13 protein-coding genes and 1 riboswitch are annotated in these 13,781 nt (G+C 51.9%); of the genes, 8 read left to right on the top strand and 5 right to left on the bottom strand.

All coding sequences use genetic code 11. The features are described from left to right. Positions 1-3 precede the first annotated feature (3 nt). From MKY12_RS27205 to MKY12_RS27195, 3 genes are all read left to right on the top strand, one after another. On the top strand, positions 4-471 hold the full coding sequence (locus MKY12_RS27205; RefSeq protein WP_036730331.1) for a hypothetical protein: 468 nt from the start codon (positions 4-6) through the stop codon (positions 469-471). Positions 472-647: 176 nt separating this feature from the next. Next, entirely contained in the window at positions 648-1,061 is a 414-nt protein-coding gene (locus tag MKY12_RS27200; RefSeq protein ID WP_209876795.1) for a hypothetical protein, read from the top strand. Positions 1,062-1,535: 474 nt separating this feature from the next. Further along, positions 1,536-2,675 carry a transglutaminase domain-containing protein gene (locus tag MKY12_RS27195; protein ID WP_339311613.1) on the top strand — a complete coding sequence of 380 codons (1,140 nt, stop codon included), beginning with the start codon at positions 1,536-1,538 and terminating at the stop codon, positions 2,673-2,675. A 38-nt stretch (positions 2,676-2,713) separates the two neighbouring features. Here the strand turns inward: MKY12_RS27195 and MKY12_RS27190 are convergent, their stop codons facing one another. Together MKY12_RS27190 and MKY12_RS27185 are read right to left on the bottom strand one after the other, a co-directional pair. Next, a complete protein-coding gene (locus tag MKY12_RS27190; RefSeq protein ID WP_339251325.1) occupies positions 2,714-3,031 on the bottom strand; it encodes a DUF3889 domain-containing protein in 318 nt (105 codons plus the stop codon). 86 nt (positions 3,032-3,117) lie between these two features. Next, positions 3,118-3,483: a MerR family transcriptional regulator gene (locus tag MKY12_RS27185; protein ID WP_339311612.1), complete on the bottom strand. Its 366-nt coding sequence runs from the start codon at positions 3,481-3,483 to the stop codon at positions 3,118-3,120. Between the two features lie 119 nt (positions 3,484-3,602). Here MKY12_RS27185 and MKY12_RS27180 point away from each other — a divergent pair, with 119 nt between their 5' ends. Next, complete coding sequence (locus tag MKY12_RS27180; protein ID WP_155991646.1) at positions 3,603-4,253, top strand: nitroreductase family protein; 651 nt, start codon at positions 3,603-3,605, stop codon at positions 4,251-4,253. Positions 4,254-4,705: 452 nt separating this feature from the next. Here MKY12_RS27180 and MKY12_RS27175 read toward each other — a convergent pair whose 3' ends face one another. Together MKY12_RS27175 and MKY12_RS27170 are read right to left on the bottom strand one after the other, a co-directional pair. Then, positions 4,706-6,193 (bottom strand): amino acid permease, encoded by a 1,488-nt coding sequence (locus MKY12_RS27175; RefSeq protein ID WP_339251321.1) that lies wholly within the window; start codon positions 6,191-6,193, stop codon positions 4,706-4,708. Positions 6,194-6,345: 152 nt separating this feature from the next. Further along, a riboswitch (Lysine riboswitch) is annotated at positions 6,346-6,563 on the bottom strand. 97 nt (positions 6,564-6,660) lie between these two features. Beyond that, positions 6,661-7,794: a virulence factor gene (locus tag MKY12_RS27170; protein WP_339311611.1), complete on the bottom strand. Its 1,134-nt coding sequence runs from the start codon at positions 7,792-7,794 to the stop codon at positions 6,661-6,663. Positions 7,795-8,363: 569 nt separating this feature from the next. Here MKY12_RS27170 and MKY12_RS27165 point away from each other — a divergent pair. After that, positions 8,364-9,362 carry an MBL fold metallo-hydrolase gene (locus MKY12_RS27165; RefSeq protein WP_339251317.1) on the top strand — a complete coding sequence of 333 codons (999 nt, stop codon included), beginning with the start codon at positions 8,364-8,366 and terminating at the stop codon, positions 9,360-9,362. A gap of 117 nt (positions 9,363-9,479) precedes the next feature. Continuing rightward, entirely contained in the window at positions 9,480-11,105 is a 1,626-nt protein-coding gene (locus MKY12_RS27160) for an ATP-binding cassette domain-containing protein (protein WP_209876806.1), read from the top strand. A 111-nt stretch (positions 11,106-11,216) separates the two neighbouring features. Here the strand turns inward: MKY12_RS27160 and MKY12_RS27155 are convergent, their stop codons facing one another. Then, on the bottom strand, positions 11,217-11,402 hold the full coding sequence (locus tag MKY12_RS27155) for a hypothetical protein (protein ID WP_036694961.1): 186 nt from the start codon (positions 11,400-11,402) through the stop codon (positions 11,217-11,219). A 131-nt stretch (positions 11,403-11,533) separates the two neighbouring features. Between MKY12_RS27155 and MKY12_RS27150 the strand changes: the two genes are divergently transcribed. Both MKY12_RS27150 and MKY12_RS27145 read left to right on the top strand, forming a co-directional pair. Next, positions 11,534-12,403 (top strand): cation diffusion facilitator family transporter, encoded by an 870-nt coding sequence (locus tag MKY12_RS27150; protein ID WP_339251314.1) that lies wholly within the window; start codon positions 11,534-11,536, stop codon positions 12,401-12,403. Between the two features lie 212 nt (positions 12,404-12,615). Further along, complete coding sequence (locus MKY12_RS27145; protein ID WP_339251312.1) at positions 12,616-13,713, top strand: SH3 domain-containing C40 family peptidase; 1,098 nt, start codon at positions 12,616-12,618, stop codon at positions 13,711-13,713. Positions 13,714-13,781: the final 68 nt, after the last annotated feature.

The following is a 13,781-nucleotide window of genomic DNA, read 5'->3' as shown; positions in this document are numbered from 1 at the left end:
ATGATGACAAAGGTATTTGAAGATTATTTTTCAGAACTACAAGCAGATATGGTGTCAATTTGTCTTGAGTATGTGAGTAATAAGGCAGATATGATATATATATATGGTTCTAATGAATTTGGACAATTTAGTACAGATGTATTTTACCAAATTAATAATTTTATTGTTAAAAAACATAAGGTTAATGATGCAGTTTCAGACACTGATAGTAATTCAAGACCTGTTTATAATATTTCGAAAGAAAGACAAGTTGCTTTACTTAACATCTTAAATAAAAATCTCCGTGAAATTAGTGATTTATGCAAAAAAAATAATAGGGAAATGCCTACAGAGATGAAATTGACTTATGATGTATTTAAGAACAAATTAGATGCTCGTTACAGTTACGAGATAAAATATACAAATGATCCTGAAAAATTATCTAGTCATATATTTGATGATTGGTTCGAAGAAGTGGGCGGAAAGTTATAGTTTACAACCTGGGCGACAGAATCGTACAAGACAACCTAAAATGCCACAATGCGAGCTAATCGCCCGTGTTGTGGTCTTTTTTATCCTCTATGTGTTATGACGGGTAAAGGAGCTACACAACTTCTAAGTGGTTTTACAGCACCTTAACTTGTAATCTAATTCAAAGGAGATTTTTAATGTTTACAGAATTTGATGACTATCTTTCAGGATATTTTACGGATGATTATTGGTATGATGAAGGTTTTTTAATTGCACAGGAGATGCTGCTAAAATTCTCCCCACAAGATTGGGGGGAATTATCAAATGGAGTGTTAAATAAGCCGATAGAGTGGCAAAGAAAATTAGCTTATTGTTTGCATAATGAATCTAGCATGGATGAATTGAATATGTTGTTGAAACTGCTAGATACTGATGATGAAGAGCTACTCGAAATCTGTGTTGATTCATTAAGAAGTTTTACTAGTTCTGAAAGTAAAAAACTGATATTGAAAAACCCTTCACTTCTTCAGAGGATTTATGAGTTAATCCCCAATTCAGGGGAAGCGACAAAAAAAGTATTTCAAGCTTTTCTAGAGAAGATACAGAGCTGACGATATTAATAGCAGCAAGGGGGATGCTTAATTGTAATTCGTACAACTAAATCGTCCGATGTGCCGCCAAATCTCCGTTTAGATGTAGTTCGTGCAATTAAAATGCCCCTATACCTGGGTTTTCGCCCATCCGGGTAAATTTAGTTGTACAGACTACAATTAGAAGAGGAAATCTACCCGTTTCACTGTTTTTAGTTGTACAGACTACACTTATCCCTGTTTTCCGCTACGAACGCAGCCTTATACCTTACCGTTTTTAAGGAATGAAATCACTTGTTTAATTCTGATGCTCTACTAAGATAGGATACCAAGATGAATCACTTTAAGTGTTATTTCACCGAATATAATGGACAAGAATGACTGGTGTAAGTTCACGTTCTTCAGATCGGGGTTGTAATCAGGGCAATATTGGCATTTACTATAAAGTATACGGCTATGGCCGATGATATAGATTATAGGAGGCGCGCGGATCGTATGGGGAAGAGACAGGGATCGCTGTTGAAGACGGCGGTTGGACTTATGCTTGTGTTTGCTGCTTTACCGCCTGCGACGTACTGGGGATACGAGCATGCGTATGCTGCAGCGGATTCGGCGGTGGTGCAGACGACACAAGGAATGACGCAGAAGCTGGCTGGAGCGATGAGTAACCGCAGAGAGACGATTACCTTCACTTATCAGGGCAAGACCGCCAAGCTGAAGAGTGAGATCCAGACGGCAATCAATCAGGCGATGGGGAGCGATCCGTACCTGTATTATATTATTGACAGCTATGCCTTCTCCTACCGGGGAAGCACGCGCGCTGTTCATGTGACGGTTCAGGTGGAATACCGGGAGACGCTGCAGCAGACGGCCTATGTGAACAAGCAGGTGAAGGCTATTCTGCAGCAGATCATAACACCGGGGATGAACAATCACCAGAAGGTAAAAGCGATCCACGACTGGGTCGTGCTGAATCTGGAATATGATCACTCGCACCGCAAATACACCGCTTATGAGGGACTTCAGACCGGGAGTGCGGTCTGCCAGGGCTATACGCTGCTAACCTATAAGCTGCTGCTGGGGGCGGGGATTCCGAACAGAATTGTGGAAGGGACGGCCAGAGCGGCAGATGGTGTGACCCAGTCGCATGCCTGGAATCTGGTACTTCTGAACGGGGCATGGTATCATCTCGACACCACCTGGGATGACCCGGACCCGAGTCCGGAGGGCGGAATCAGCACGCTCTATTATATGAGGACCGATGCCCAGATGCGCCTTGACCACACTTGGACGAAGTCCTATCCGGCGGCCTCCACCAGTTATGCCCAGACCTTGACTAAGCTGGTCAATCAAGGGGGCCAGGGGGTGGAGGCATACAAGACGCTGCAGAAGGACCTCAATTACTGGCTGTACGAGGAGAATCGGGTGATTTCGTCGGCAGAACAGCTCGAGAAGCTTGCGAAGCAGGCGGCAGAGGCCGGACAGCAGTCGCTGCTCTTCCGCTATCGCGGAAGCGACAAACTGCTGAGGCAGGATCTGCAGGTGCTCTACGGGCTGGGACTGAATAACCTGGCCTTCAACAGTTCGCCGTTCGAGAATACAGGAGATCTTAAGGTATATGTGACCTGGAAATAAAAGCGTGCAGCTACCCGGCGAACCAGCCAGGGTGCACTTCAGGCCCTGGTCTCCAGGAATTGGATGGTCTGAAGCTTGTTTGTTGAAGGGTTGAAGCGGACCATCACGAATACGCCGAATTCCCGGCCTGCCTTGCTCCGGACCACCAGCTTGAACTTCTCTTCTGCAAGCTTAGGCTTGATCTGGGTCCGGCCGATGTGCTTGTAATCGATGATCTCGGCGTTGTATTTCTGCTGCGTCTCCTTCACGGCGATGGTTCCCCACCGGGCATAGTCAGGTGCAGCGGAGCTCCGGCTTAACGGGCTGCTCAGGACCAGGGCTAACGTCAACAAGGCTACTGTCCATATTTTTTTCATAAAGGCCTCCTTGAACTGGAATTACAGGTTAGCGTCTCCCGGCCCCTGCGCCTTTATACGACTCCCTGGAGCACAGCTCTGGGGTTTTAGTATTTTCCGTACCCGTTCTCACAGGTAATATTCATTTCGAGAAGCTCGTAAAGAGACTGCTTGGAAGCCTCCAGGTTTTTTTGCGCAGCTTCAATTTCCGTAATTTTGTCGGCAATGATCCGTTTTTGTTCCTCTTTCGATATTCCCTGCTTGGAGATCATCGATTTAATATCGTGGATTGAGAATCCAACAGCTAAGCTATTCTTTATGACTTCAAGATAAGGAATAATCTCCGGGGCATAATTCCGGTAATTATTCTCTTCTCTGAGGATGTACTCCTCCGTAATCAGGCCTATTTTCTCATAGTAGCGCAGGGTTGATATCGGAAGGTCAGCCTTTTTGGCAACTTCACTGGTTTTCATGGCAATCCCCCCATTTATTGTTCTTGCTATGAAGTATACTTTATAGTTTACAATTCTTCTAGTGATGATACGTTCACGTTCATCCGTACCATTCCGTATATAAAAGGAGAGAAATGTACATGAGCACAATGATGGGGAAATACCATAAAACCAATGATTTCAATGAAATTGTCCTGGAACGCCGTTCCGTGAAAGTCTATGATCCTGAGGTGAAGATCAGCAGAGAGGAACTGACCGAGATTCTGGCGGAAGCTTCCCGCGCCCCCTCTGCGATTAACATGCAGCCGTGGCGTTTCCTGGTCATAGACAGCGCTGAAGGCAAAGCGAAGCTGGCACCGCTGGCCTCCTTCAACCAGACCCAGGCGCTCACCTCCTCGGCTGTGATTGCTGTATTTTATGATACGAACAACGTTGAATATATTGACGAAATTTTCGGCAAGGCTGTAGAACTCGGGTACATGCCCCGCGAGGTGATGGACATGCAGCTGCAGCAGGTCAAGCCTTATTATGCGAACATTTCCGCGTCCGAATTGCGGGATGTCAATCTGATTGACTCGGGGCTTGTAGCGATGCAGTTAATGCTGGTGGCCCGCGCCCACGGATACGATACCAACCCGATGGCCGGCTATGACAAGGAGCATATTGCAGAAGTATTCGGCCTGGACAAAGAACGGTTCCAGCCGGTCATGCTGATCTCGATAGGCAAAGCCGCCAAAGAGGGGTATCCATCCTACCGTCTGCCGGTTGAGACGATCACAACCTGGGCATAAACAGCAGTAGTAGGGATTCCTCAGGAATAGAAGCAAATTTAAGCTAGTAAAGCGTCAGAGTTACAACCCAAAATCTAACGGACCGGAGAGATCTTATCCCCGCGAAAACGCCACTTTTTGCAGTGTAACGGACTCAGGCGACCTTAGAGTCTCTCTATGAGACGTTTCGGAGCTGAAGTGCAAAGGATAAGGCCTGTGGAGTCCGTTACTCGCCCAATAGGCGACTTTCTTCCCAAATAAGCGCACCTCAGTCCGTTACGCTAAGCCAAACGCCCTGAAGAACAAGGCCCGCTTGGAAAAAAGATGTTATTTGAAGGGGACTTGCGTCTGATCCACTATTTTAAATCTGATAAGGTACTAGCAATATATAAAAGACCGGTTTTGGCCCACTTTTGCGGGATCAAAACCGGTCTTTTGCTGAAAGATAAGAATTTATATGCTGCTGCAATGAATCAGTCTGCGTGGGTGCTCAGATCACACTTCTCCAGCGGGATAAGGCTGCTCTTACGGAACCAGCCATAGCCCAGCCAGATCAGCAGGAACAGCGGCACACTGACATAGGAGACCAGTATGCCGTACCAGTCGATCTTCGCGCCTGTGAAGGCGCCCATGTTCTGGCCGAATACGGCAACCATACACAGAGCGAAGGCAAACAGCGGACCGAACGGGAACCATCTTGCCCGGTAAGGCAGCTCCTCCAGCGAATGGCCCTGCTTCACGAAGGCCCGGCGGAAACGGTAATGGCAGACGGCAATTCCGAGCCAGTTGATGAAGCCGCACATCCCGGAAGCGTTAAGCAGCCAATTGTACACCGCGCCGTCTCCGAAGAAGGAGGCAAGGAAGGCGAGCATGCCGACAGCGGTAGTTACGAGCAATGCGCCTACAGGAACACCTCTGCGGTTCAGCTTGCCGAGCGCGCGCGGTGCCATTCCATCCTTGGCCATGGCGTACAGGACACGGGTGGAGGCGTACATCCCGGAGTTCCCGGCAGACAGCACGGAGCTGAGAATCACGGCATTCATGACCGAGGCGGCAATCGCCAGCCCTGCTTTGTTGAAGACGATGGTGAACGGGCTGACGCCGATATCATCAATACCGCCGCGGAGCAGATCGGGATTCGTATAAGGAATCAGCATACCGATGACGGCAATGGCGAAAATATAGAAGATCAGGATGCGCCAGAACACCTGGCGGATCGCGATCGGCACGTTGCGGCGCGGATTCTCGCTCTCTCCGGCGGCTACGCCGACCAGCTCTGTTCCCTGGAAGGAGAACCCGGCGGCCATGAAGACCCCCACGAAGGCGAAGAAGCCGCCATGGAACGAGCTGCCTCCGAGCTGGAAGTTGCTGAAGCCCACCGCCTTGCCGCCCAGAATCCCGAAGATCATCAGGACGCCGACCGTCAGGAAGACGACCACCGTAATAATCTTGATAATGGCGAACCAGTATTCCGACTCGCCGTACCCCCGCGCAGACAGGAAGTTCAGGCCGAACATGAGCGCCAGGAAGAGCAGGCTCCACAGGAACGAAGGACTGTCCGGGAACCAGTACTTAATGATAACGGTGGCCGCTGACAGTTCAGCTGCAATGGTTACTGCCCAGTTGTACCAGAAGTTCCAGCCGATAGCGAAGCCGAAGGCGGGACTGACGAACCGTGTACCGTAGGTGCTGAAGGAACCGGAATCGGGCAGATAGGTTGCCAGCTCCCCAAGGCTGGTCATCAGAAAATAGACCATAATGCCGACGGCCGTGTAGGCGAGCAGTGCTCCGCCCGGACCGGAGGAGGCGATGGCCCCGCCGCTGGCGAGGAACAGTCCGGTTCCGATCGAGCCGCCGAGGGCGATCATGGTCAGATGTCTTGCTTTGAAGGATTTGCGCAGGCCCGGCGTATTGGCGTTGCCCGCCTGTACTGCCGGCCGTTTAGGCTGCTGTGCTTGCATGAATAAGACACTCCCTTTAGATTGATAGTTCTGTTCACAGGGGGAGTGCCGCTGCCTGCATGTGCCGGTGTCTTCTTCCCGGCATGCTGCACGCAAAAAAACCGCAGACGGACGCTGCGGTTTCCTGATTATAGGCTCCGCATCATACTCCCTGTTAAGATAGCGCAACACAGTGCAGCTCCCGCAGTCTCCTGACAGGCGGCAATACACAGTGACAGTTCCGCGCCTTTCGGCAAACGGCCCCAATCGTAGCTGCGGACTAAGAGCAGCAGTTACGATTTCGGCGGATATTCCTTTGGGCGCGTATCACTGATGGCTCTTAGGCATCTCCACGCGCTTACTCTTCTTATCCGCGACCTCTACCTCATCCTAGGTATGATGAGGCTATCTTTGAACGATATGAACAACAGGAATCAGTATAAGGCATACCGGCTTCTCAGGCAATGACAAAATACGGCAGGTTCACGTCAGCTCCGCCGGCGCTCTGACATCTGCTGCCAGACAGTGCCCGCTGCTTCCTCGCCGGACAGAATTCGCTCCAGCGCCATCTTGGCCTGGAGACCTACCTCGAATTCGGGGTCTTCGGCAGCCACGCTCAGCGCGTCCTGGGCCTCGGCGGTCCCGACTTCGTAGAGGAAGCGTGCCGCCCGCCAGCGCACCAGCTTGCTGGCATCACTCAGCGACGCCGTCATCACCGGCGTCGCCGCCGGGTCGCCGATGTCGGAGAGCGTGTCCCCGGCTGTGCGCCGCACGGCCGGGGCGCTGTCCTTCATCGCCTCATAGAGCAGCTCCATCGCACCTGGCGTGCGGATATCGCCCAGGTACACGACCGCCAATCTGCGGATCTGCAGCTTGGGGTCGTGCAGCGCCGCCCGCAGCTCCGGCAGGAGCTGCTCGCCCGGCGCCAGATCCTCCAGCGCGGCATAGCGCACGCGCCAATCCGCATCGTGCAGGTCCCGCAGCAGCTCGGCCTGCTCTTTCTTGTGCCGCTGCTCGACGAACTCGCCGGCAGCCCCGTGCGCGATGGCCTGCTGCACAAGGGAGTCGAGGCGTTCCTGCGGATACGCCGCCTCCAGCTCCTGCTCGACCTCGCGGGCAATCTCCGGCGGCTCACCGTAGCGTACGCCGTAATCGCTGAGCTTGCGCTCCTTGATCATCACGGCGCTGGCCACATCGGTCACCGCCTGGGTGAAGCGGCTGGAGAGGGCGATGCGCTCCTCCTTCGCGCCGGTCTTGACGCGGATCTGGATCGGGATGCCGCGGAACATCTGCACGAACACCTGGGACTCCCCGAAGTGGGCTCCGTCATTCTCATCGCCAAGACTATATTCCGCGCTGAGGCCGTCCGCTCCGAAGCGGTTCTGGACCTCGCGCAGAATTGCAGCCCAGTCCGCACTGCCTTTGCGCTCCAGCGCGGCGAAGTCAGCGGCATGATAAATACTCGTAACGCCTGGAATCTCCAGCATCTCCTGCGCCCAGGAAGGGGCGGAGCGCCGGGTCTCCGGGGTATAGGTCCGGCGGATACCGGGTGCAAGGCTTTCATCGAGATGAAGCTTCATGGTATTTGGACTCGGTGTCGGTTCAATAAATGTAATCTTCATATGTCAGCTCCTCTTCTAAGTAGCATAAGCACCGTTTGCTTTACCCGCATTTTACCTCATTTAAGCAAGTGAATACAAAGGGGCGGACGCGAACCCGCTTAAATTTAAAATATTGTTGAATTAGCAACTCAAACGGGAATGTTGCACAATTTGCAATTTTAACTTCTTAAATAAGCGGGTTGTTGAGGGAATGTTGCATGGAATGCAGGAAATATCCCACTAAGACCGCACGGTGGGGTAGAAATGCTGATATATATGCAACAATCTTGGGTGTGAGGCTGAGATAGGGAGGGAATGTTGCAATTCGTGCAGGATTTCATCCTTCCTTATGCCGCCTGATACCGCCTGATACCGCCTCCTGCTGCCCCATACCGCCCGTTAAATCCGCCTGATCCCTGACAACTGATGCCCGGACGTTTCCCCTTTAGCCATTTGGGTACAATTTGTAATGAGCGTCCCGCAGGGCCCTGTAATTTTGCAAATGATTCTGCGGAACCCTATAGTTAAGATATGTGGTTTGCCGCCCGGCAACAGAAATGGCAAATCAGCTATAAGGAGTGGTTCTTGCTATGGCCAGAATACGTTATAACAACATCGACAATGTAAGCACCGATAAAACACTTAAGGAATTCCGCCAATGGCGCGAGGAACGCCGCCGGAAGAAGAAGGATTACACCTATAAGGTGCCGAATCATCCGCCGCGGCTCGACTATCTGGCCGGGAACCGGCTGGAGACGACGATCACGTGGATCGGGCACTCGACTTTTTTTCTGCAATACGAAGGGCTTAATATCATCACCGACCCGATCTGGGCGCGGCGGCTGGGCTTCGAGAAGCGGATCGGTCAGCCGGGCATTCCGCTCGCGGATATTCCGCCCATCGATCTGATCCTGATCTCTCATTCCCACTACGATCACCTGCATATCGCGTCCATCCGCAAGCTGTACCGGGCAGGAACAACCATTGTCGTGCCTGCCGGACTTAAGCGCAAAATGCTCCGCAAAGGCTTCCCGAACTGCCGGGAAATGCAGTGGTGGCAGGAGATTACGCTGGGCGCTGTCAAGCTGACGTTTGTCCCGACTCAGCACTGGACGCGGAGAACGCCGTTCGATACGAATTCCTCGCACTGGGGCGGTTATGTGCTTCAGCCGGCAGACCCGCAGAAGCACCCGGAGGGGGAGGAGGGTAAGGCGCAGCATAAGCTGCTTCCGCCGAACCTCTATTTTGCCGGAGACAGCGGCTTCTTCCCGGGCTTCAAGGAGATCGGCAGACGCTTCAAGCTGCATGTTGCGCTGATGCCAATTGGCGCTTATGAGCCTGAATGGTTCATGAACTCCCAGCATGTGAATCCCGAGGAGGCGGTGCAGGCCTTCCTTGATGTAGGGGCCGAGCTGATGATTCCGATGCACTTCGGCACCTTCAGGCTGGCCGATGATACCGCCCGCGAAGCGCTGGACCGGATGGAGCAGGCGAGGGTGGCGCAGGGGCTTGGCGAGGAGCGTATCCGTACCCTCGGGTACGGGGAGACGCTGGTCGTCCAGCCCGAGGAACGCCCGGCTGGGCAATAGCCCATACAAGGCTTGTATTAAACACTTCTACTTAAATAAGAGCCGTAATAAGGGCCATTTTGCTTGATTTTATGCTATAATGAGCCGGAACCTATGTGAAAAGGATGGTAATGCTTAATGATTAGCACAAGCGGTATAACACTCCGCTACGGAAAACGCGCACTATTTGAGGATGTAAACATAAAATTCACACCCGGCAACTGCTACGGTCTGATTGGCGCGAACGGCGCCGGCAAATCGACCTTCCTAAAGATTCTGTCCGGAGAGATCGAAGCGAACATCGGCGATGTGCACATCACACCCGGTGAACGTCTGGCCGTACTGAAACAGAACCATTTCGAGTATGACGAGTTCCAGGTGCTGGAGACCGTAATCATGGGTCATACCCGCCTGTATGAAATTATGAAGGAAAAGGACGCCCTGTACGCAAAGAGCGACTTCACCGAAGCGGACGGACTTCGTGCCGGTGAGCTGGAAGGCGAATTCGCGGAGCTGAACGGCTGGGACGCCGAGCCTGACGCAGCCGCCATGCTGATCGGTCTTGGGATCATGCGTGAGATGCACGACAAGAAAATGGCCGAACTCAGCGGCAACGAGAAGGTGCGGGTCCTGCTGGCCCAGGCCCTGTTCGGACGTCCGAACAACCTGCTGCTCGATGAGCCTACCAACCATTTGGATCTTGAATCGATTGGCTGGCTGGAGAATTTCCTTATGGACTACGAAGGCACCGTTATCGTGGTATCCCATGACCGTCACTTCCTGAACAAGGTCTGTACGCATATTGCGGATATCGATTTCGGCAAAATCCAGATGTATGTCGGCAACTACGACTTCTGGTATGAGTCCAGCCAATTGGCCCAGGCGCTGCAGCGCGATGCCAACAAGAAGAAGGAAGACAAGATGAAGGAGCTGCAAGCCTTCATTCAGCGCTTCTCGGCGAACGCCTCGAAATCGAAGCAGGCGACTTCCCGTAAGAAGCAGCTCGAGAAGATTACCCTGGATGACATCCGTCCGTCCAACCGTAAATATCCGTTCCTGAACTTCAAGCCGGAGCGTGAAGCCGGCAAGCAGCTGCTTACGATCAGCGGCCTGACCAAGGCAGTGGACGGCGAGAAGGTACTGGATGAAATCAGCTTTGTAGTCAACAAAGGGGATAAGATCGCTTTTGTAGGACCGCATTCCCAGCCTAAATCCCTGCTGTTCGATGTCATTATGGGCGAGAAGGAAGCAGATGCGGGTGAGTACACTTGGGGAGTGACAACTACCCAGGCATATTTCCCTAAGGATAATTCCAGCTACTTCGACGGGGTGAATATGAACCTGGTGGAATGGCTGCGCCAATACTCCAAGGATCAGGACGAGACCTTCCTGCGCGGCTTCCTGGGCCGGATGCTGTTCGCCGGCGAAGAAGCACTGAAGAAGGCAAGCGTATTGTCCGGGGGCGAGAAGGTCCGCTGTATGCTGGCCAAGATGATGCTGAACGGAGCCAACGTGCTGGTATTCGATGAGCCTACCAATCACTTGGACCTGGAATCGATCACCGCGCTCAATAACGGACTGATCGACTTTGACGGCACGATCCTGTTCACCTCCCATGACCATCAGTTCATCCAGACGATTGCCAACCGCATTATCGAGATTACTCCGGCTGGAATTATTGACCGTACGATGAGCTATGACGAGTATCTGGAGAACCCGGAGATCAAGGAAATGCGTGCCCGGATGTACCCTGTAGAAGCTTAAGAACTAGATATAGGCAGAATGAACAGTTATGAGTTCATATACAAACGGCTGCGTCGTCCCCGGAGGGATTACGCAGCCGTTTATGTTCACCATATACAACAACCTAGAAGTCTAGGAACCGCCAGTCCGGCGGCGCTGATTGTTAGGCTTCTTGTTATTCTGGCTTTTCAGCGGCTTCGCGGAGCCGGCCTGGAAGGTTGAACCCGGTTTTCCTGAAGCATGCTGTTTTTTCTGCTCCAGCTTCTGGCGGATCGCATCAGCCAAATTAATTTTTGGTTTCTCATTGTTCTCGCTCATTATGTTACCCCCTTAGGCAGCAAGTCCTTATTCCTTATTCTAATTGTTTTTAAATGCTGCTACAAGGGCAAGAATAACTCAAAGAAAGTTTTCCTGTAATTATGCGGCAAAGGATGGGAGGGGCGACAGAAATGACCGATATTTATGAGGATATACGCAAGGGTGAAAAGGGTGCGATGGTCAGCATTGCTGCTTATCTGGTTCTGTCTGCCTTCAAGCTGATCTGCGGCTACTTGTTCGCTTCCAGTGCGCTCCTGGCGGACGGATTCAACAATTTAACCGATATTGTGGCCTCGCTGGCGGTGCTGATCGGGCTGCGCATCTCGCGGAAGCCGCCGGATTCCGATCATACCTACGGACATTTCCGGGCCGAGACGGTTGCCGCGCTGATGGCTTCTTTCATTATGGCGTTGGTGGGCATCCAGGTTATAGTGGAAGCGGTACGCTCTTTGTTTGAGGGAAGCAAGGCTGTACCGCAGCTCTGGTCGGCCGGAGTGGCGCTGGTGTGTGCGGTAGCGATGATGGGGGTATATATATATAACAAGCGTTTGGCGAAGCGGATCAATAATCATGCTCTGATGGCTGCTGCCAAGGATAATTTCTCGGATGCTATCGTAAGCGTAGGTGCAGCTGTAGGGATTGTAGGGGCACAGTTCGGACTGCCGTGGATCGATTCCGCGGCTGCCATCGGAGTCGGCTTGCTGATTATTAAGACCGCCTGGGATATTTTCCGCGATTCCACGTACCGGCTGACGGACGGCTTTGACGAAGATAAGCTGCTGGACCTGCGCAGCACCATTGCCCGGACACCGGGCGTAGAGGGCATCAAGGATCTGAAGGCCCGTGTACACGGCAATCATGTGCTGGTGGATGTAGTCGTAGAGGTGAATGCCCGCATGACAGTCATGGAAGGGCATGAGATCAGCGACTCGATTGAAGAACGGATGACCAAGCTGCACAACATCATGCATGTGCAAGTTCACGTGGAGCCCAAGGATTAACATTCCATGATTTCTCCTAGTTATCTGTAATTTCCACCAAATCCAAGGAGAAATCGAGACTATAGACCTGTATGTTACCATAAGATGGAAAGGTTTTTTGTGAAATTTGGAGCATGTTCCAAATCCCGGGCCAGCCTATAATGAGGGCAGAAAGCAACAAACGTAGCGCGCGCCGTTGTTGATTTTCTTAATACGCTAAGCGGGGGAACGCTATGATCGTATCACGCAAGAAAATTACAGCATCGTTATGGGTTTCCGCATCACTGGCATTATCCTTGGGAGTGTTCAGTCCCGGGCAGGCTTTCGCTGCAACCGATTCTTCGATTACAACGCTTGCGGCGTCCGCTGGACAGACAGGCATCATTGAAGCTTCGGTACGGCTGCGTACAGATCCGTCTACCAGCAGCACGGTATTGAAATATCTGAATAAAGGCGACCAGGTTGTTATTCTGGAAGCTGCGAACAGTTACTGGTACAAAGTAAGAACGGCAGAGGGAATTGTGGGGTATATGAGCTCGGGGGATTCCTATATCCGGGTAGGTACAGCTTCCGCACCTGCATCCCGGACAGCGGTGATTCAGGCCACGGTCCGTGTAAGAGAGACCCCTGCAACCAGCGGGCAAGTGGTTGGATATCTCTATAAGAATGACCAGGTAACCATTCTTGAAGAGACCAACAGCTATTGGTACAAAATAAGAACGGCAAACGGGACGGTGGGTTATACAAGCTCATCCGATCAATATATTACAGCGGGCGCTTCATCGCCGTCTGCTCCAGTCACTCCAGCTCCAACACCTGCACCTGTTCAGACACCGGTGCCGGCACCTGTTCCAACACCAACACCTGCACCTGTACCTACAGCCGGGCAGACTGCTGTGATTGAACGAGTGATATCAGCGGGCATGGGCTATCTGGGAACGCCATATGAATACGGCTCTGACCGCAATAATACAAGTACCTTCGATTGCTCTGATTTCATCCGCCAGATCTTCATGGATGCAGCGAACTTGAAGCTGCCTGCCGATTCCCGGCAGCAAGGGGACTGGGTGAAGCAGAACAGTGGTGCAGTTACGGATGTATCCGGCTTGAAGCGGGGCGATTTGATGTTCTTCATGGATTATAAAGGAACTTCTCCCTCTGCTTATGCCGGAATCAACAAATCTACGGCAAGAATTACGCATGTCGCCATGTATTTGGGTGACGGGAAGCTGCTGCATACCTATTCAGTAAGCTCCGGCGGTGTAAGAGTGGATAATCTTAGCGCTTCTTGGATGAACCGTTTCCTGTACGGAGGCTCGGTCATCCGCTAATATATACAGCTAGGACAGCAAGAAGCGACAGGCAGTACAAGTTTGTGACGGGTGAACTACAAGCGGGT

The sequence above is a fragment of the Paenibacillus sp. FSL M7-0896 genome, from assembly GCF_037975415.1.
In the GTDB taxonomy this organism is placed as follows: domain Bacteria; phylum Bacillota; class Bacilli; order Paenibacillales; family Paenibacillaceae; genus Paenibacillus_AQ; species Paenibacillus_AQ silagei.
The sequence above is the reverse complement of the archived record's forward strand: the minus strand, read 5'-3'. Positions and strand labels throughout refer to the sequence as shown.

Coding starts and splice junctions, on each gene's coding strand:
- MKY12_RS27165 (WP_339251317.1), top strand. CDS start 8,364: ATGGCCAGAATACGTTATAACAACATCGACAATGTAAGCACCGATAAA.
- MKY12_RS27160 (WP_209876806.1), top strand. CDS start 9,480: ATGATTAGCACAAGCGGTATAACACTCCGCTACGGAAAACGCGCACTA.
- MKY12_RS27155 (WP_036694961.1), bottom strand. CDS start 11,402: ATGAGCGAGAACAATGAGAAACCAAAAATTAATTTGGCTGATGCGATC.
- MKY12_RS27180 (WP_155991646.1), top strand. CDS start 3,603: ATGAGCACAATGATGGGGAAATACCATAAAACCAATGATTTCAATGAA.
- MKY12_RS27185 (WP_339311612.1), bottom strand. CDS start 3,483: ATGAAAACCAGTGAAGTTGCCAAAAAGGCTGACCTTCCGATATCAACC.
- MKY12_RS27170 (WP_339311611.1), bottom strand. CDS start 7,794: ATGAAGATTACATTTATTGAACCGACACCGAGTCCAAATACCATGAAG.
- MKY12_RS27175 (WP_339251321.1), bottom strand. CDS start 6,193: ATGCAAGCACAGCAGCCTAAACGGCCGGCAGTACAGGCGGGCAACGCC.
- MKY12_RS27190 (WP_339251325.1), bottom strand. CDS start 3,031: ATGAAAAAAATATGGACAGTAGCCTTGTTGACGTTAGCCCTGGTCCTG.
- MKY12_RS27205 (WP_036730331.1), top strand. CDS start 4: ATGACAAAGGTATTTGAAGATTATTTTTCAGAACTACAAGCAGATATG.
- MKY12_RS27150 (WP_339251314.1), top strand. CDS start 11,534: ATGACCGATATTTATGAGGATATACGCAAGGGTGAAAAGGGTGCGATG.
- MKY12_RS27200 (WP_209876795.1), top strand. CDS start 648: ATGTTTACAGAATTTGATGACTATCTTTCAGGATATTTTACGGATGAT.
- MKY12_RS27195 (WP_339311613.1), top strand. CDS start 1,536: ATGGGGAAGAGACAGGGATCGCTGTTGAAGACGGCGGTTGGACTTATG.
- MKY12_RS27145 (WP_339251312.1), top strand. CDS start 12,616: ATGATCGTATCACGCAAGAAAATTACAGCATCGTTATGGGTTTCCGCA.